Below are 17,046 nucleotides of genomic sequence, written 5' to 3'. Positions count from 1 at the left end.
GCTTAGCGGTCCACGTCGGCCATAACGAAATCGATACTACCCAGGTACGCAATCAAGTCCGCGACCATCTCGCCTTTGATCACCGAAGGGATCTGCTGCAAGTGCGGGAAGCTTGGGGTACGAATCCGGGTGCGGTAGCTCATGGTGCCGCCATCGCTCGTCAGGTAATAACTGTTGATGCCCTTGGTCGCTTCAATCATCTGGAAGGACTCGTTGGCCGGCATCACCGGGCCCCACGAGACTTGCAGGAAGTGCGTGATCAGGGTTTCGATGTGCTGCAGCGTGCGCTCTTTGGGCGGCGGCGTGGTCAGCGGGTGATCCGCCTTGTACGGGCCTGCCGGCATGTTGCGCATGCATTGCTCGATGATCTTCAGGCTCTGGCGCATTTCTTCGACGCGCACGATGCAACGGTCGTAGGCATCGCCATTGGCCGCCAGCGGCACTTCGAACTCGAAGTTCTGGTAGCCGGAGTACGGGCGCGCCTTGCGCAGGTCGAAGTCGCAACCGGTGGAACGCAGGCCGGCACCGGTGACGCCCCATTCCAGGGCCTCTTTGGTGTTGTATTGCGCGACGCCGATGGTACGGCCCTTGAGGATGCTGTTATCCAGGGCGGCCTTCTGGTACTCGTCCAGACGCTTGGGCATCCAGTCGATGAATTCCTTGACCAGGCGCTCCCAGCCGTTCGGCAGGTCGTGGGCCACACCGCCGATGCGGTACCAGGCCGGGTGCAGGCGGAAACCGGTGACGGCTTCGATGACCTTGTAGGCGCGCTGGCGGTCGGTGAAGGTAAAGAACACCGGGGTCATGGCGCCGACGTCCTGGATGTAGGTACCCAGGAACAGCAGGTGGCTGGTGATGCGGAAGAACTCGGCCATCATGATGCGGATGGTGTCGACGCGGTCCGGCACTTTGATACCGGCCAGCTTCTCGACCGAGAGCACGTACGGCAGGTTGTTCATCACGCCGCCGAGGTAGTCGATACGGTCGGTGTAGGGGATGAAGCTGTGCCAGGATTGACGCTCGGCCATCTTTTCGGCGCCACGGTGGTGGTAGCCGATGTCCGGGACGCAGTCGACGATTTCCTCGCCGTCCAGTTGCAGGATGATCCGGAAGGCGCCGTGGGCCGAAGGGTGGTTCGGGCCCAGGTTGAGGAACATGTAGTCCTCGTTGGTGCCGGAACGCTTCATGCCCCAGTCTTCCGGACGGAAGCGCGCGGCCTCTTCTTCAAGCTGCTGCTTGGCGAGGGTCAGGCTGAACGGGTCGAACTCGGTGGCGCGGGCAGGGTAGTCCTTGCGCAGCGGGTGACCTTCCCAGGTCGGCGGCATCATGATGCGCGTCAGGTGCGGGTGGCCCGGGAAATCGATACCGAACATGTCCCACACTTCACGCTCGTACCAACTGGCGTTCGGCCAGATACCGGTCACGGTCGGGACGCTCAGGTCGCTCTCGCTCAGCGCGACCTTGATCATCACGTCACTGTTACGTTCCAGCGACATCAAGTGGTAGAACACGGTGAAATCGGCGCCGCTCGGCAAGCCCTGGCGCTTGGTGCGCAGACGCTCGTCCACGCCATGCAGGTCATAGAGCATGACGTACGGCTTGGGCTGGTTGCGCAGGAAGCTCAGGACTTCGACGAGCCTGGCACGCGCCACCCACAGCACCGGCATACCGGTGCGTGTGGCCTGGGCGGTGAAGGCGTCAGGGCCAAAACGGTTATTGAGTTCGACAACCACATCCTGGTCGTCTGCCTTGTAAGGCGGGATATACAGAGCACTGCCTGTAGTCATGGTTTTTTATCGCTTTCGGTCAACGTAAAGAATGAAGCCAGGTTTTCGTTCTATAAAAAGAAGCGGGCTGGATCAGACTTCGTCGGGGCTGCGCAGGTTGGTGACTGCGATTCGCTGTTCGCGGCGCTGTTCCTTTTGGGACGGCATCTCGGCGCGGTACACGCCTTGATCGCCGACGACCCAGGACAGCGGGCGACGCTCCTTGCCAATCGATTCCTGCAACAGCATCAAGCCTTGCAGGAATGCTTCGGGACGGGGCGGGCAGCCAGGCACGTAGACGTCCACGGGCAGGAACTTGTCCACCCCTTGAACGACGGAGTAGATGTCGTACATGCCACCGGAGTTGGCGCACGAACCCATGGAGATCACCCATTTCGGTTCGAGCATTTGCTCATAGAGACGCTGGATGATCGGCGCCATCTTGATAAAGCAGGTACCGGCGATAACCATGAAATCCGCCTGGCGCGGCGATGCCCGGATAACCTCGGCGCCAAAGCGCGCGATGTCGTGGGGCGCCGTGAAGGCGGTGGTCATTTCCACGTAGCAGCACGAAAGGCCGAAGTTGTACGGCCACAGGGAGTTCTTACGCCCCCAGTTGACCGCGCCACTCAGCACGTCTTCCAGCTTGCCCATGTAGATGTTTTTGTGGACTTGGTCTTCTAACGGGTCGGAAACGGTTTCCCGTTCGCCGATGGGGTACTGCTCGTTAGGAGCATCCGGGTCGATCCTGGTGAGATTGTATTGCATCGCCAAAGCCTCATTGTTTCAGCTTCGCTTGCCGCTTGCGACGAGCTTCCGGAGCCCAGTCAAGGGCGCCCACTCGGAACAGGTAGACAAGACCTGCCAACAGAATTGCTATGAAAACGAGAGCTTCGACGAATCCGGTCCAGCCGCTTTCGCGGACGGACACAGACCAGGCAAAGAGAAAGAGGGCTTCGATATCGAAGATCACGAAGAGCATCGCGACCAGATAGAATTTGGCTGAGAGCCGCAAGCGGGCGCCACCTGTAGGTAGCATGCCCGACTCGAACGGTTCGTTTTTGCTGCGACCCCAGGCTTTTGACCCGAGGAGGCTGGAGACGCCGAGCATGAAGGCGCAAAGCCCCACAACACCGAGGAGGAAAATGGCAAAGCCCCAGTTGTGGGCCATGAGTCCTGTCGCGTCGGTCATGCTGGAAATCCTTAACAGAGAGCAAAGGTCTCTGAGCTCGAAAAAGTCACGATGCAGTGACGATATGTCGCACTGCAATCAATCGCGGTGATTTTATGGCTAAACACCGGGCAAGTAAAATTCCTGTGGCGAAATTATTCGGCGGAATAAGCACATAGTGCACCTTTATAGGGCTGTAGCCCTTGCAGGGCGGGCATTAGCGGGCTTTTTATCAAATGTGTTTTGTTTAAGTGGTAACGAAGTTTTCTCATTCCAAATGATAATGAATATTGTTTGCGTGGGGTTTAAGCGAATGTTTCTCGTGTAGCAGGGTAAGTTGCCGTTACTTGGTTGAGTGTCGCTTAGTTATGGGTGCGCATCTTTTAACTGATTTGATCCGGGCGGACACCGCTCTGGATCAATGTTTTTTGCAAAATCCCTTGTGGGAGGGGCTTGCCCCCGATTGCCGGGTGTCAGTCAGCACATCGGTTGCTGGCCCACCGCTATCGGGGGCAAGCCCCCTCCCACATTTTGATCTGCGTTGTTCCAGCGGCATTTTTTACGCGCAAAAAAACGCCCCGAACCAGTCGGGGCGTGATGGCTGTGCGGCACTGCGGTTAGGTCTTCCCTGGGGCCACAGTGGCCGTGTACTCAGTCACTCAGTGGAACTGCTCTTCCTCGGTCGAACCGGTCAGCGCGGTCACGGACGAGGTGCCGCCCTGGATCACGGTGGTCATGTCGTCGAAGTAGCCGGTGCCCACTTCCTGCTGGTGCGCCACGAAGGTGTAGCCTTTGGCGGCGTCAGCGAATTCCTGCTCCTGCAGCTTCACGTAGGCGGTCATGTCGTTGCGGGCGTAGTCGTGCGCCAGGTTGAACATGCTGTGCCACATGTTGTGAATGCCGGCCAGGGTGATGAACTGGTGCTTGTAGCCCATGGCGGACAGTTCACGCTGGAACTTGGCGATGGTCGCGTCGTCCAGGTTCTTCTTCCAGTTGAAGGAAGGCGAGCAGTTGTAGGACAGCAGTTGGTCCGGGTATTCCTTCTTGATCGCTTCGGCGAAGCGACGCGCTTCGTCCAGGTCCGGCTTGGCGGTTTCGCACCAGATCAGGTCGGCGTACGGCGCGTAGGCCAGGCCACGGGCGATTGCCTGGTCGAGACCGGCGCGCACTTTATAGAAACCTTCCTGGGTGCGTTCGCCGGTGACGAATGGCTGGTCGTACGGGTCGCAGTCCGAAGTCAGCAGGTCAGCGGCGTTGGCATCGGTGCGCGCCAGGATGATGGTTGGCGTACCGGCAACGTCAGCGGCCAAACGGGCGGCGGTCAATTTCTGTACGGCTTCCTGGGTCGGAACCAGCACTTTGCCGCCCATGTGGCCGCATTTTTTCACCGAGGCCAGCTGGTCTTCGAAGTGCACGCCGGCGGCGCCCGCCTCGATCATGCTCTTCATCAGCTCGTAGGCGTTGAGTACGCCGCCGAAACCGGCTTCGGCGTCGGCCACGATAGGCGCGAAGTAGTCGATGTAGCCTTCGTCGCCCGGACCTTTACCGGCTTTCCACTGGATCTGGTCGGCACGACGGAACGAGTTGTTGATGCGCTTGACCACGGTCGGCACGGAGTCCACCGGGTACAGCGATTGGTCGGGGTACATGGATTCAGCGGAGTTGTTGTCCGCGGCCACTTGCCAGCCGGACAGGTAGATCGCCTGGATACCGGCTTTTACCTGCTGCACTGCCTGGCCGCCAGTGAGGGCGCCCATGCAGTTGACGAAATCTTTGTCGGGACGGAAGGACGGCTTGGCCCCCTGGGTGACCAGGTTCCACAGCTTCTCGGCGCCGAGTTTTGCAAAGGTGTGCTCAGGTTGGACCGAGCCACGCAGGCGGACGACGTCAGCAGCGGAATAAGCGCGGGTCACGCCTTTCCAGCGTGGGTTTTCAGCCCAGTCTTTTTCAAGGGCTGCAATTTGCTGTTCGCGTGTCAGTGCCATGTAGTTAAACCTCGTCGTCGCGTCTTGTAGGGTTCGAAGGCCCTTCCCAGGGCCCTTGATTAGCGGGAGCGAGGCCATCATGCACAGCCTTTTTGGGGGCGTCAAATGTTTTGTAGTGCTTTTTTTCAGGCACTACATATTTAGTCTAATACGACTCGCCAGTCAGTTTTTGGTGCTTCAGTTCAGCGTGTCGACCTTGACCCGCACCGTCACGTCATCGCGGCCCTGAGTAGCGTAGCTGCGGGTTGTAGAGGATTTATCGGCCTGGGTCTCACGGTTGACGCCGGCCAGGGAAATCCATTCGCCCAGGCGGCCGCTGACAGTTGTGTCGGTACTTTGTACGTTCACTACATCGGGACGTTCCTGGCTCATGCGGTCACGGTTGGTACTGATGGCCAGGTGAACGGTCTCGCCGGTGACGCTGGCGGTCACGTAGAAACCCTGGGTGACGTTGCGATACTGGGTCTGGTTCTGCAGGCGCCCGTAGCTGTCCTGCTGGGTGGTGGTCAGCGGTACGCTTTGGCCGACCTGGATCAGCGCCGGCACGCCTTCGCTGGCCTGGACCTGCTGGATGCCGCCGTCGCGGCTGGTGGTGCCGTAGCTGATGATACGGGTCTGGCTGTCGCCGCTGGTCTGCTGGTTGTTTTCATTGGTGTCGACCGTGATCAGCAGGCGCTTGGCCGGGGTGTCGAGTTGAGCGAGCAGGGTGCGCAGGCCTTCGATCTTTGTCGGCGCCGCGTTGACGATGAGCTGATTGCCATAGGCACTCACGGTGCCATCCTTGCCGATAAAGTTCTGCGCCACGGGCAACAGGTCGGCGCTGGTGCGGTTGCTCAGGTTGACCACTTCGGTGTCGGCCATGGCCGATGCGCTGGCAGCCAGGAGGAGGGCGGTGAGCAGGGTGCGTAGGGACATGTCCGTTATCTCTGCAATTCATTTGGCTTGGATAGTGCCAGTTTGTCGGCCCGTCGGGTCGCAAGTTGAATCGTAGACGGCAAAATGCCCTGGCAAGGCAGGGCATTTTTTGGTGTTGCTGAAATAGCTATCGGGGGCAAGCCCCCTCCCACATTTTGACCGAGTACATCTTCAAGTGTGGGAGGGGGCTTGCCCCCGATAGCCGCGACGCGGTCCCGGATCAGTCCCCGCGCACCATATCCACATGCGGAATCCCGACTTCAAGAAACTCATCACTGACAATCTTGAAGCCCAGCCGCTCGTAGAACGGCGCGGCATACACCTGTGCACTGAGGAATTGCCGGCTCTGGCCGCGCTTCTCGGCCACGCCGATCACCGCTTCCATCAACTTGTCGCCAACCTTCAGCCCGCGCCAGTCCTTGAGTACCGACACGCGGCCGATCTCGCCGCTGGGCAGCAGCCGAGCGGTGCCAATCGGGAAATCACCTTCGAACGCTAGAAAGTGCATCGCACCGGCGTCATCCGCGTCCCATTCCAGCTCGGGTGGAACCGATTGTTCAGCGATGAATACCGCTTCACGAATGCGCCGAATCTCGTCGATATCCTTTCGCCAGTCCGCGACACTTACGTGAATCCTATTCATCCGCAAACCCCAGGCTGCCTTGCTTGACCAGTTCGCACAGCAGGTCGCGGCCGTCTTCGTCGGCCAGCCAGGCGCCGAGGTTCTCGCTATGCAGGGCGTCTGCCGAGCACACCAGTTTCAACAGTTCGCGCAGTTTGCCCGGCAGGTAACGGCTCTGGCCGCTGGCGAACAGCAACACGTCGTCGTCCACTTCCGACCAGGCCAGGCGCGCACTCGGGTTGCGCACCAGGATCGCGCCGTCTTGCAGGCTGCTGATGAAGTCGTCCTCGCCCAGCTCTTCGCCTGCCACCAGCTCCGGGTAGCGCGGTTCGGTCATGAACTGGCCGAACCAGGTCAGCAGCATGCGCTCGTCGCTCATGTGCTCGGCCAGCAGGCTCTTGAGGCGATCCAGCGCATCGCTCTGAATCTGATGCGGGTCGCTGACCGGCTGGGCGTCGGCATCGGTGTAGCGCTCTTCGTCGGTCAGGTACTGGCTGAGGAAGTCGGTGAAGTGGGTCAGCACCTCGGCGGCACTCGGCGCGCGGAAGCCTACCGAGTAGGTCATGCAGTCGTCTTCGGCAATGCCGAAGTGCGCCAGGCGCGGCGGCAGGTAGAGCATGTCGCCCGGTTCGAGGACCCATTCGGCGCTTTCTTCGAATTCGGCGAGGATGCGCAGGTCGGCGTGCTGCAGCAGCGGGCTTTCAGAATTGCACATCTGGCCGATTTTCCAGTTGCGCTTGCCCTGGGCTTGCAGCAGGAACACATCGTAGTTATCGAAATGCGGGCCGACACTGCCACCCGGCGCGGCGAAGCTGATCATCACATCATCGATGCGCCAGCTTGGCAGGAAGCGAAAGTGCTCGAGCAGCTCGGCGACTTCCGGCACGAACTGATCCACCGCCTGTACCAGCAGGGTCCATTCACGCTCGGGCAGGGTGCTGAAGGCGTCTTCGGCGAACGGGCCGCGACGCAGCTCCCACGGACGTTCGCCGTGTTCGATCACCAGGCGCGACTCGACTTCTTCTTCCAGGGCCAGGCCGGCCAGTTCGTCGGCGTCGATCGGGCTTTCGAAGTCGGGGATGGCCTGGCGGATCAGCAGCGGTTTCTTCTGCCAGTAGTCGCGCAGGAATTCCCGTGCCGTGATGCCGCCCAGTAGTTGAAGAGGGATATCAGGATTCATGTGTAACCTATTGAAAAAAAAGCACTTTTAAGACAGGAATAAAAACGCCCGGCGCGGCCGGGCGTCTCAAAGGGTCGTGCGATGATCAGATGCGCTTGGCTTGCTCTACAGCGTTACCGATGTAGTTGGCCGGGGTGAGCAGTTTCAGCTCGGCCTTGGCGGCAGCTGGCATGTCCAGGCCGTCGATGAAAGTTTGCAGCGCATCGGAGGTGATGCCCTTGCCGCGCGTCAACTCTTTGAGCTTCTCGTAAGGGTTTTCGATGTTGTAGCGGCGCATCACGGTCTGGATCGGCTCAGCCAGGACTTCCCAGCAGGCATCCAGGTCAGCGGCGATTTTCTGCTCGTTGAGCTCCAGCTTGCTGATGCCCTTGAGGCTGGCTTCATACGCGATCACGCTGTGGGCAAAGCCCACGCCGAGATTGCGCAGTACGGTGGAGTCGGTCAGGTCGCGCTGCCAGCGCGAGATCGGCAACTTGCTGGCCAGGTGCTGGAACAGGGCGTTGGCGATGCCGAGGTTGCCTTCGGAGTTTTCGAAGTCGATCGGGTTGACCTTGTGCGGCATGGTCGACGATCCGATTTCACCGGCAATGGTGCGCTGCTTGAAGTAGCCCAGGGAGATGTAGCCCCAGATATCGCGATCGAAGTCGATCAGGATAGTGTTGAAGCGTGCGATCGCGTCGAACAGCTCGGCGATGTAGTCGTGGGGTTCGATCTGCGTGGTGTAGGGGTTGAAGCCCAGGCCCAGCTCGTCTTCGATGAAGGCGCGGGCGTTGGCTTCCCAGTCGATCTCGGGGTAGGCCGACAGGTGCGCGTTGTAGTTGCCCACGGCGCCGTTGATCTTGCCCAGCAGCGGCACGGCGGCGACTTGTGCGATCTGGCGCTCCAGGCGGTACACCACGTTGGCCAGTTCCTTGCCCAGGGTGGTCGGCGATGCCGGCTGGCCGTGGGTGCGCGAGAGCATCGGCACGGCGGCGAAGCGGATCGCCAGTTCGCGGATCGCTTCGGCGGTCTGGCGCATCAGCGGCAGCATTACGTCATCACGGCCTTCGCGCAGCATCAGGGCGTGGGACAGGTTGTTGATGTCCTCGCTGGTGCAGGCAAAGTGGATGAACTCGCTGACCTGGGCCAGTTCCGGCAGCTTGGCCGCTTGCTCTTTGAGCAGGTACTCGATGGCCTTGACGTCGTGGTTGGTGGTGCGCTCGATCTCTTTCACACGTTCGGCGTGCTCCAGGGAGAAGTTTTCCGCCAGGGTATTCAAGGCAGCGTTGGCCTCGGCGGAAAACGCCGGCACTTCGCTGATGGCGGGGTGAGCGGCCAGGCGCTGGAGCCAGCGCACTTCAACCAGGACACGAGCACGGATCAAACCGTATTCGCTGAAAATAGGGCGCAGGGCCTGGGTTTTGCCGGCGTAGCGGCCGTCAACAGGGGAAACCGCAGTGAGCGAAGAAAGCTGCATGGGGTGTTCTCGGACAGTCGGGCAACGAAATGGGGCGCGTATCATACATGAAAAAATTCGCCGGTCCGTCGCCAACTGACCGGCGTATTACGCGTAACAGCGTGAAAAAGGTTTGCTGGTGCGACTTATTCGTTGCGCATCAACGGGTAAAGCTCTTTGAGCAATTTGCGTCGGCTGATCACCAGTTGCCAACGATGACCGCCCAACTGGCGCCACAACCGCGCCGAACGAATACCCGCCAGGAGCAGGGCGCGGATTTTCGAGGCGTTGTTCGGTTGCTGCAGGTTGCGCATGTCGCCGTGCACCTGGATGCGCTGGCGCAAGGTGCTCAAGGTGTCCTGGTACAGCGCGCCACAGGCTGCAATCACGTTTTCGTGGGCCGGGCCAAAATGTTCAACCTGGGATTGGATCTGCGGCAGGCGTTTGCCGATGGTTTCGAGCAGGTCGTCACGCTTGGCCAACTGGCGCTCGAGGCCCAGCATCGACAGGGCGTAGCGCAAGGGTTCGCGCTGCAAGGTGCTGGGGTCGCGTTCCAGGGCGCCGATCAGGGCCCGGTAACCTTCACGCAAGGCCAGGTCGTCGCCGCCGTAGACTTCCAGGGTGTCCTTGGGGTCGCGGATCAACAAGCTGCCGAGCATGCAGGTCAGGCCTGCCTCGGTGACCTGGCCGGTCTTGGCGATCTTGTCCACCAGTACCGCAGCCAGAAATACACCGCCAAGGGCCGTCAATTGCTCTTGGGTCGGGCTCATGCCGGGTTGCTCCAGGCTTGCGCGACTTCGATGACGCCGCCGCCCAGGCAGATTTCGCCCTCATAGAACACCACGGATTGGCCTGGAGTGACCGCGCGTTGCGGGTCATCGAAGGTGGCGCGGTAACCCGTGGCGGTTTTTTCCAGGGTGCACGGCTGGTCGCTCTGGCGATAGCGTACTTTGGCGGTCAGCCGGCGCGGGGTGCTCAGGTCAATCGGGTTGACCCAATAGATGTCCGAAGCAAGCAGGGCGCCTGAGAACAGCAGCGGGTGTTCGTTGCCCTGGCCGACGATCAGCACGTTGTTTTCCAGGTCCTTGACCAGCACGTACCACGGCTCTTCACCGGCGTCTTTCAAGCCGCCGATGCCCAGGCCCTGACGCTGGCCGATGGTGTGGTACATCAGGCCGTGGTGACGGCCGATCACTTCGCCGTCAGTGGTTTTGATTTCGCCCGGTTGTGCCGGCAGGTATTGCTTGAGGAAATCACTGAAGCGGCGTTCGCCGATAAAGCAGATGCCGGTAGAGTCTTTCTTCTTGGCGGTGGCCAGGCCGTGTTTCTCGGCGATCCTGCGCACTTCGGGCTTTTCCAGCTCACCGACCGGGAACAGGGTCTTGGCGATCTGTTCACCGCCGACGGCGTGCAGGAAGTAGCTCTGGTCCTTGTTCGGGTCCAGGCCCTTGAGCAGTTCGGTACGGCCATCGATATCGCGGCGGCGTACGTAGTGGCCAGTGGCGATCAGGTCGGCGCCCAGCATCATGGCGTAGTCGAGGAATGCCTTGAACTTGATCTCGCGGTTGCACAGGATGTCCGGGTTCGGCGTACGGCCGGCCTTGTATTCGGCCAGGAAGTGCTCGAACACGTTGTCCCAGTACTCGGCGGCGAAGTTGGCGGTGTGCAGCTTGATACCGATCTTGTCGCACACGGCCTGGGCGTCCGCCAGGTCGTCCATGGCGGTGCAATATTCCGTTCCATCGTCTTCTTCCCAGTTCTTCATGAACAGGCCTTCCACCTCATAACCCTGCTCCATGAGCAGAACGGCGGAAACGGAAGAATCCACGCCGCCGGACATGCCGACGATGACGCGCTTCTTTTGTGTGTCAGAAGGGGCTGGATCACGCATAGGGTTTCAACGGGTGTCTTGAAAAAGGACGCGATTCTAGCAGGCCTGGGCCCGCAAGGCTAAAGAGAAGGACGGATCAATTCCAGGCTGTGACGCTGGCCGGCCAGATAATCATCGATACAGCGGATGATCAGCTCGCTGCGCCAGTCGTCGCGCAGGCCCATCAGCTCGTCCCGGGTCAGCCAGCGGGCGCGCAGGATGCCTTCGTCGAGTTGATAGTCCGGGTGGTGTTTCAGCGCCTTGGCGATGAAACAGACCCGTTGATAGGTCACGCCGTTGCTCGGTGCGGTGTAGAGGTAGATACCGACGATGCCGGTGGCTTCGACGTCCCAGCCGGTTTCTTCGAGGGTTTCACGCACGGCGGCTTCGGTCAGGGTTTCGTTCGGGTCCAGGTGCCCGGCGGGCTGATTGAGTACGGCACGGCCGCCCTTGAGTTCTTCGACCATCAGGAAGCGGCCGTTGTCTTCGACGAGGGTGGCGACGGTGATGTGGGGGAGCCAGGTCATGGGATGCCTCTAGATTCAGGGAGGGGCGGTGCGTTCTTGGGTCAGAATTGCAGTCAATGTGGGAGGGGGCTTGCTCCTGATGATGGCCTCTGGGTCGACCAGGATGTTGTGTCGATCCCGGTCCAAATGTGGGAGGGGCGGTGCGACGATTCGACTTGCCCCCGATGGCGGCCTCTGGGCTGGTCGGGATGTTTGATTGGACCGGGTACATATCCGTTTCTGCGGTAAAGGCTGCTAATGGTTCCGCTTTTACAGCGGCTCACTTTTGAAAAGCGCAAAAGTAAGCAAAACGCTCTTGCCCCACCACTCGGCACCTCGCCTGCGTTCGGCCAGCGTGGTTTAACGGGGCTCCTGAGATCAAGATCAAATGCCAGATCAAGAGCGGCTCGCTTCGCATCGTGGTTACGTTTGGGCGCGGCTGCGTTGTTAAGTGTACACCGCCGTCTGTAGGAGCGAGCTTGCTCGCGAAAAACGTCAACGATAACGCGTGCTTTCTGAATGAGCGCGGTGCCTGTGAGTTTTTCGCGAGCAAGCTCGCTCCTACAAAAAGCCCTGACTGACTGGTATTAGGGTAGGCCCACTGCCGCATTTGACCCGGTTTCTTCAGTTGAACAGTGGAAACAGAAACCCCGGCACTCGGCCGGGGTTTCTTTGCATCGTTACAACCTTACTTCAACTTGGCAATCGCCGCATTGAGGGTGTTGCTTGGACGCATGGCCTTGCTGGTCAGCTCGGGGTTCGGCGCGTAGTAGCCGCCGATGTCCACTGGCTTGCCCTGTACGGCGTTGAGCTCGGCAACGATGGTTGCTTCGTTCGCGGCCAGGGTCTGGGCCAGTTCGCCGAACTGCGCTTGCAGGGCAGTGTCTTCGGTCTGGGCGGCCAGGGCCTGGGCCCAGTACAGTGCCAGGTAGAAGTGGCTGCCGCGGTTGTCGATGTTGCCGACTTTGCGCGATGGCGACTTGTTGTTGTCGAGGAACTGGCCGGTGGCCTGGTCCAGGGTCTTGGACAGTACCAGGGCCTTGGGGTTGTTGTAGGTCACGCCCAGATGCTCGAGGGACGCGGCCAGGGCCAGGAACTCGCCCAGGGAATCCCAGCGCAGGAAGTTTTCTTCCACCAACTGCTGCACGTGTTTCGGCGCCGAGCCGCCGGCGCCGGTTTCGAACAGGCCACCGCCGTTCATCAGCGGCACGATCGAAAGCATCTTGGCGCTGGTACCCAGTTCCATGATCGGGAACAGGTCGGTCAGGTAGTCGCGCAGTACGTTACCGGTCACCGAGATGGTGTCCAGGCCCTTGCGGGTGCGCTCCAGGGTGAACTTCATCGCGTCGACCGGCGACATGATGCGGATGTCCAAGCCTTCAGTGTTGTGGTCTTTCAGGTAAGCCTGAACTTTCTCGACCACGACGCCATCGTGCGCGCGCTGTGGGTCCAGCCAGAAGATGGCTGGGGTGTTGCTGGCGCGGGCGCGGTTGACGGCCAGTTTGACCCAGTCCTGGATCGGCGCGTCTTTGGTCTGGCACATGCGGAAGATGTCGCCGGCTTCGACCGGCTGTTCCATCAGCAGCTTGCCCTGGCTGTCGGTGACGCGGACGACGCCGTCAGCCTTGATCTGGAAGGTCTTGTCGTGGGAACCGTACTCTTCGGCTTTCTTGGCCATCAGGCCAACGTTCGGCACGCTGCCCATGGTGGTTGGGTCGAAGGCGCCATTGGCCTTGCAGTCTTCGATGACGGCCTGGTAGATGGTGGCGTAGCAGCGATCCGGGATCACGGCCTTGGTGTCGTGCAACTGGCCGTCGGTGCCCCACATTTTGCCGGAGTCACGGATCATGGCCGGCATCGAGGCGTCGACGATGACGTCGCTCGGCACGTGCAGGTTGGTGATGCCTTTGTCGGAGTTGACCATCGCCAGCGATGGGCGAGCGGCGTAGACCGCCTGGATGTCCGCTTCGATCTGCGCCTGCTGGTCAGCCGGCAGCGCCTTGATACGGGCGTACAGGTCGCCGATGCCGTTGTTCAGGTTGAAGCCGATCTGCTCCAGCACAGTGGCGTGCTTGGCCAGGGCGTCCTTATAGAACTCGGCGACGATCTGGCCGAACATGATCGGGTCGGAGACCTTCATCATGGTGGCTTTCAAGTGAACCGACAGCAGCACGCCTTGCTTCTTGGCGTCTTCGATCTCGGCGGCGATGAATGCGCGCAGGGCTTTTTTGCTCAGCACGGCGGTGTCGATGATCTCGCCGGCCTGTACCGAGGTCTTTTCCTTCAGGACAGTGGCGGTGCCGTCTTGAGCGATCAGCTCGATTTTGACAGCGTCAGCGGCTTCGATCTGTACGGCTTTTTCGCTGCCGTAGAAGTCGCCATTGCTCATGTGGGCGATGTGCGACTTGGAGTCGGCAGCCCAGGCGCCCATTTTGTGCGGGTGCTTGCGTGCGTAGTTCTTGACCGACAGCGGTGCGCGGCGGTCGGAGTTGCCTTCGCGCAGTACCGGGTTCACGGCGCTGCCCTTGACCTTGTCGTAACGTGCACGGGTTTCTTTTTCCGCGTCGGTGGTTACGGTTTCCGGGTAGTCCGGCAGGGCGTAGCCCTGGGCCTGCAGTTCCTTGATCGCGGCTTGCAGCTGCGGGGTCGAGGCGCTGATGTTAGGCAGCTTGATGATGTTGGCTTCAGGCGTAACGGCCAGGTCGCCCAGTTCGGCGAGGTGGTCCGGGATGGCCTTGGCGCCCAGTTGCTCGGGGAAGCTTGCGAGGATGCGCGCGGCGAGGGAAATGTCGCGGGTTTCCACGGCAATATCAGCGGAAGCGGTGAAGGCCTCTACGATAGGCAGCAGTGAATAGGTGGCGAGGGCTGGGGCTTCGTCGGTGAAGGTGTAGATGATCTTCGAGCGGGTGGGCATATTCGGATTAACTCTCTTCTTTGCTGAAAGCGTGCGCAGAAACTCGAGATGCGCCGGGTGGAGCGCGTTCGTTCAAAGTCATCCATGAGCGAAATGTCGAGTGTTCTTCGCGGTGATGTTGGGTTGCATCAGTCGAGCGTCAAGCGTTTGGACTATTGTAATAGTCCTGCTTTCTGGCTGAAGGCTACTGTCTAGAGCGGTCAACCGTCGTGACTCTTTGGTCAGCGGCGGCATTATACATAGGTCGCTATGCTTACGCTGAGCCTTCATACAAAAGGTGGGTCGTCCATTGGTCTAAAGGTCGCAGGCGGGCCGGGTGCGGGCAACGTCGCACGTTGTGCTCAAGATTGGCGGTTTTCCCTTTGCTTTCAGGCTTGTAGGCGACAAGTTATGCTGTTTTCGACGCAAATGAGCATGGCGTGAGGTTTCAGTCGCCATTTATCTGGAGTAGGCTCGAACGCAGCCAGATGTTCAATCCATAGATGGAGTTCAGCATGGGATACAAGAAGATTCAGGTTCCGGCAGTCGGCGACAAAATCACCGTCAATGCAGACCATTCTCTCAATGTTCCTGACCAACCGATCATCCCGTATATCGAAGGAGACGGTATCGGCGTCGACATCAGCCCGGTGATGATCAAGGTGGTCGACGCTGCTGTTGAAAAGGCCTACGGCGGCAAGCGCAAGATCTCGTGGATGGAGGTATATGCCGGCGAGAAGGCCACTCAAGTCTACGACCAGGACACCTGGCTGCCCCAGGAAACCCTGGACGCGGTCAAGGATTACGTGGTGTCCATCAAGGGCCCGCTGACCACCCCGGTCGGCGGCGGCATTCGTTCGCTGAACGTGGCTTTGCGCCAGCAACTCGACCTGTATGTGTGCCTGCGCCCGGTGCGCTGGTTTGAAGGCGTGCCCAGCCCGGTCAAGAAGCCCGGGGATGTCGACATGACCATCTTCCGTGAGAACTCCGAGGATATTTACGCCGGCATCGAGTGGAAGGCCGGTTCGCCCGAGGCGATCAAGGTGATCAAGTTCCTCAAGGAGGAGATGGGGGTTACCAAGATCCGTTTCGACCAGGATTGCGGGATTGGCGTCAAGCCGGTGTCGAAAGAGGGCACCAAGCGCCTGGCACGCAAGGCCCTGCAATATGTGGTGGATAACGACCGCGACTCGCTGACCATCGTGCATAAAGGCAACATCATGAAGTTCACCGAAGGTGCCTTCAAGGAATGGGCCTACGAAGTGGCGGCCGAGGAGTTCGGCGCGACCCTGCTCGATGGCGGGCCGTGGATGCAGTTCAAGAACCCCAGGACCGGCAAGAATGTGGTGGTCAAGGATGCGATTGCCGATGCGATGCTCCAGCAAATCCTGCTGCGTCCGGCTGAATATGATGTGATTGCGACGCTCAACCTCAACGGCGACTACTTGTCCGACGCACTCGCGGCGGAAGTGGGCGGCATCGGTATCGCGCCGGGCGCCAACCTGTCGGACACCGTGGCCATGTTCGAGGCCACCCACGGTACTGCACCGAAGTATGCGGGCAAGGATCAGGTCAACCCGGGCTCATTGATTCTGTCGGCGGAAATGATGCTGCGACATATGGGCTGGGTCGAAGCGGCGGATCTGATTATAAAAGGCACCAACGGCGCTATTTCGGCCAAGACCGTGACGTATGACTTCGAGCGGCTGATGGAGGGGGCGACATTGGTGTCGTCGTCGGGCTTTGGTGATGCGTTGATCAAGCATATGTAAACGGGAAGAGCAACCGGCCACTCTGATGACTCAGGATGGCCGGTTTGCCTGTTAAGGTGTTGCTCGATGCTGGTCAGGCTGATTCTTGAGCAGGTACCCTTTCTGCAGCGTCTTCAGTGGTGACGGGCGCGCTGATATTCACAGCATGCAGGCCCTTGGGGCCTTGAATAATCTCAAAGCAGACAGGCTGACCCGCTTTGAGTGTCTTGTAGCCGTCCATCTGGATCGCTGAGTAATGCGCAAAAAGGTCTCCATCTTTTCCATCTTCAAGAATGAAGCCATAACCCTTGGCGTTGTTGAACCACTTGACCTTGCCACTAGCCATTCCCTTATCCCTCTGCACCAGACTCCATCACTGGAGTATCATCCCGTCTATCCGTCCTAACCCGAATAAATAAGGTTGACTGCGCGGACCTTTTTTACCCACTGTGGGCTCTATTGGTTGTAACACCGATTTGCCGATAGTCAAGGCGACCAAAGGGTTGGAGTTGAAAATCTGACAGGTCGCCCCCACCACTGTATTTGAACCACTGACGAACCTTTCTTTCCATGCATGCAAATAGCCAGATTCGACTAACATTCAATCAGGATCGCCCGGATCAGGAACATGACGACGACGGTTCTGCAGGCATTGCTGTTCAGGAGGCCAAGCCTGCTTTACAGGCGCCGCCGATGTACAAGGTGGTTTTGTTCAATGATGACTACACACCGATGGATTTCGTGGTCGAAGTGCTCGAGGTGTTTTTTAACCTGAACCGCGAGTTGGCGACCAAGGTAATGCTGGCCGTTCACACAGAAGGACGGGCAGTATGTGGAGTGTTTACCCGCGACATCGCCGAGACAAAGGCCATGCAGGTCAACCAGTACGCCAGGGAAAGCCAGCATCCGCTACTCTGTGAAATCGAGAAGGACGGTTAACGCCGACCACTTG

The 17,046-nt window shown here is 59.7% G+C and carries 15 protein-coding genes; 2 read left to right on the top strand and 13 right to left on the bottom strand.

The features are described 5' to 3' along the window. Window positions 1-2 precede the first annotated feature (2 nt). The 12 genes from nuoC to J1G34_RS05790 all read right to left on the bottom strand — a co-directional run bounded on the left by nuoC (window position 3) and on the right by J1G34_RS05790 (window position 14,364). The gene (gene nuoC / locus J1G34_RS05845; protein ID WP_122463769.1) at window positions 3-1,787 is read right to left on the bottom strand and encodes an NADH-quinone oxidoreductase subunit C/D; all 1,785 of its coding nucleotides are present in this window, start codon (window positions 1,785-1,787) and stop codon (window positions 3-5) included. A gap of 72 nt (window positions 1,788-1,859) precedes the next feature. After that, window positions 1,860-2,534, bottom strand: coding sequence for a NuoB/complex I 20 kDa subunit family protein (locus J1G34_RS05840; protein ID WP_003174719.1), 675 nt, complete (start codon window positions 2,532-2,534; stop codon window positions 1,860-1,862). A gap of 10 nt (window positions 2,535-2,544) precedes the next feature. Next, window positions 2,545-2,958, bottom strand: coding sequence for an NADH-quinone oxidoreductase subunit A (locus tag J1G34_RS05835; protein WP_003192109.1), 414 nt, complete (start codon window positions 2,956-2,958; stop codon window positions 2,545-2,547). Between the two features lie 638 nt (window positions 2,959-3,596). Next, window positions 3,597-4,922: an isocitrate lyase gene (aceA, locus tag J1G34_RS05830; protein ID WP_025858968.1), complete on the bottom strand. Its 1,326-nt coding sequence runs from the start codon at window positions 4,920-4,922 to the stop codon at window positions 3,597-3,599. Between the two features lie 177 nt (window positions 4,923-5,099). Further along, window positions 5,100-5,837 carry a secretin N-terminal domain-containing protein gene (locus J1G34_RS05825; protein ID WP_222993545.1) on the bottom strand — a complete coding sequence of 246 codons (738 nt, stop codon included), beginning with the start codon at window positions 5,835-5,837 and terminating at the stop codon, window positions 5,100-5,102. 220 nt (window positions 5,838-6,057) lie between these two features. Next, window positions 6,058-6,480, bottom strand: coding sequence for a GNAT family N-acetyltransferase (locus tag J1G34_RS05820; RefSeq protein WP_065884955.1), 423 nt, complete (start codon window positions 6,478-6,480; stop codon window positions 6,058-6,060). After that, window positions 6,473-7,639, bottom strand: a complete 1,167-nt coding sequence (locus J1G34_RS05815; protein WP_065884956.1) for a ribosomal protein uL16 3-hydroxylase — start codon at window positions 7,637-7,639, stop codon at window positions 6,473-6,475. The genes J1G34_RS05820 and J1G34_RS05815 overlap by 8 nt, the downstream gene beginning before the upstream one ends. 85 nt (window positions 7,640-7,724) lie before the next feature. After that, entirely contained in the window at window positions 7,725-9,095 is a 1,371-nt protein-coding gene (purB, locus tag J1G34_RS05810) for an adenylosuccinate lyase (protein WP_065894939.1), read from the bottom strand. Between the two features lie 125 nt (window positions 9,096-9,220). Beyond that, window positions 9,221-9,844 carry a high frequency lysogenization protein HflD gene (gene hflD / locus J1G34_RS05805; protein WP_017137510.1) on the bottom strand — a complete coding sequence of 208 codons (624 nt, stop codon included), beginning with the start codon at window positions 9,842-9,844 and terminating at the stop codon, window positions 9,221-9,223. Next, complete coding sequence (gene mnmA / locus J1G34_RS05800) at window positions 9,841-10,965, bottom strand: tRNA 2-thiouridine(34) synthase MnmA (protein WP_222993544.1); 1,125 nt, start codon at window positions 10,963-10,965, stop codon at window positions 9,841-9,843. Before mnmA ends, hflD begins: the two co-directional genes overlap by 4 nt. A gap of 59 nt (window positions 10,966-11,024) precedes the next feature. After that, the gene (locus tag J1G34_RS05795; RefSeq protein WP_065894941.1) at window positions 11,025-11,471 is read right to left on the bottom strand and encodes an NUDIX hydrolase; all 447 of its coding nucleotides are present in this window, start codon (window positions 11,469-11,471) and stop codon (window positions 11,025-11,027) included. Window positions 11,472-12,138: 667 nt separating this feature from the next. Beyond that, entirely contained in the window at window positions 12,139-14,364 is a 2,226-nt protein-coding gene (locus J1G34_RS05790; protein ID WP_222993543.1) for an NADP-dependent isocitrate dehydrogenase, read from the bottom strand. Between the two features lie 494 nt (window positions 14,365-14,858). Here J1G34_RS05790 and icd point away from each other — a divergent pair, with 494 nt between their 5' ends. After that, window positions 14,859-16,115: an NADP-dependent isocitrate dehydrogenase gene (gene icd / locus J1G34_RS05785; protein WP_057721913.1), complete on the top strand. Its 1,257-nt coding sequence runs from the start codon at window positions 14,859-14,861 to the stop codon at window positions 16,113-16,115. A 73-nt stretch (window positions 16,116-16,188) separates the two neighbouring features. On the opposite strand, the gene cspD is transcribed toward icd, so the two are convergent. Beyond that, window positions 16,189-16,440, bottom strand: a complete 252-nt coding sequence (gene cspD, locus J1G34_RS05780; RefSeq protein WP_065894989.1) for a cold shock domain-containing protein CspD — start codon at window positions 16,438-16,440, stop codon at window positions 16,189-16,191. A 224-nt stretch (window positions 16,441-16,664) separates the two neighbouring features. On the opposite strand from cspD, the gene clpS reads away from it, so the two are divergent. Next, on the top strand, window positions 16,665-17,033 hold the full coding sequence (gene clpS / locus J1G34_RS05775) for an ATP-dependent Clp protease adapter ClpS (protein WP_005789091.1): 369 nt from the start codon (window positions 16,665-16,667) through the stop codon (window positions 17,031-17,033). The last annotated feature ends 13 nt before the right edge of the window (window positions 17,034-17,046 follow it).

Source organism: Pseudomonas sp. Wu6 (assembly GCF_019891515.1).
In the GTDB taxonomy this organism is placed as follows: Bacteria; Pseudomonadota; Gammaproteobacteria; order Pseudomonadales; family Pseudomonadaceae; genus Aquipseudomonas; species Aquipseudomonas orientalis_A.
Note: the sequence above shows the minus strand (reverse complement) of the source record. Positions and strands in the feature narration are given on the sequence as shown.

Coding starts and splice junctions, on each gene's coding strand:
- J1G34_RS05815 (WP_065884956.1), bottom strand. CDS start 7,639: ATGAATCCTGATATCCCTCTTCAACTACTGGGCGGCATCACGGCACGG.
- J1G34_RS05840 (WP_003174719.1), bottom strand. CDS start 2,534: ATGCAATACAATCTCACCAGGATCGACCCGGATGCTCCTAACGAGCAG.
- J1G34_RS05835 (WP_003192109.1), bottom strand. CDS start 2,958: ATGACCGACGCGACAGGACTCATGGCCCACAACTGGGGCTTTGCCATT.
- purB (WP_065894939.1), bottom strand. CDS start 9,095: ATGCAGCTTTCTTCGCTCACTGCGGTTTCCCCTGTTGACGGCCGCTAC.
- cspD (WP_065894989.1), bottom strand. CDS start 16,440: ATGGCTAGTGGCAAGGTCAAGTGGTTCAACAACGCCAAGGGTTATGGC.
- J1G34_RS05790 (WP_222993543.1), bottom strand. CDS start 14,364: ATGCCCACCCGCTCGAAGATCATCTACACCTTCACCGACGAAGCCCCA.
- hflD (WP_017137510.1), bottom strand. CDS start 9,844: ATGAGCCCGACCCAAGAGCAATTGACGGCCCTTGGCGGTGTATTTCTG.
- nuoC (WP_122463769.1), bottom strand. CDS start 1,787: ATGACTACAGGCAGTGCTCTGTATATCCCGCCTTACAAGGCAGACGAC.
- clpS (WP_005789091.1), top strand. CDS start 16,665: ATGCATGCAAATAGCCAGATTCGACTAACATTCAATCAGGATCGCCCG.
- J1G34_RS05825 (WP_222993545.1), bottom strand. CDS start 5,837: ATGTCCCTACGCACCCTGCTCACCGCCCTCCTCCTGGCTGCCAGCGCA.
- aceA (WP_025858968.1), bottom strand. CDS start 4,922: ATGGCACTGACACGCGAACAGCAAATTGCAGCCCTTGAAAAAGACTGG.
- J1G34_RS05795 (WP_065894941.1), bottom strand. CDS start 11,471: ATGACCTGGCTCCCCCACATCACCGTCGCCACCCTCGTCGAAGACAAC.
- mnmA (WP_222993544.1), bottom strand. CDS start 10,965: ATGCGTGATCCAGCCCCTTCTGACACACAAAAGAAGCGCGTCATCGTC.
- icd (WP_057721913.1), top strand. CDS start 14,859: ATGGGATACAAGAAGATTCAGGTTCCGGCAGTCGGCGACAAAATCACC.
- J1G34_RS05820 (WP_065884955.1), bottom strand. CDS start 6,480: ATGAATAGGATTCACGTAAGTGTCGCGGACTGGCGAAAGGATATCGAC.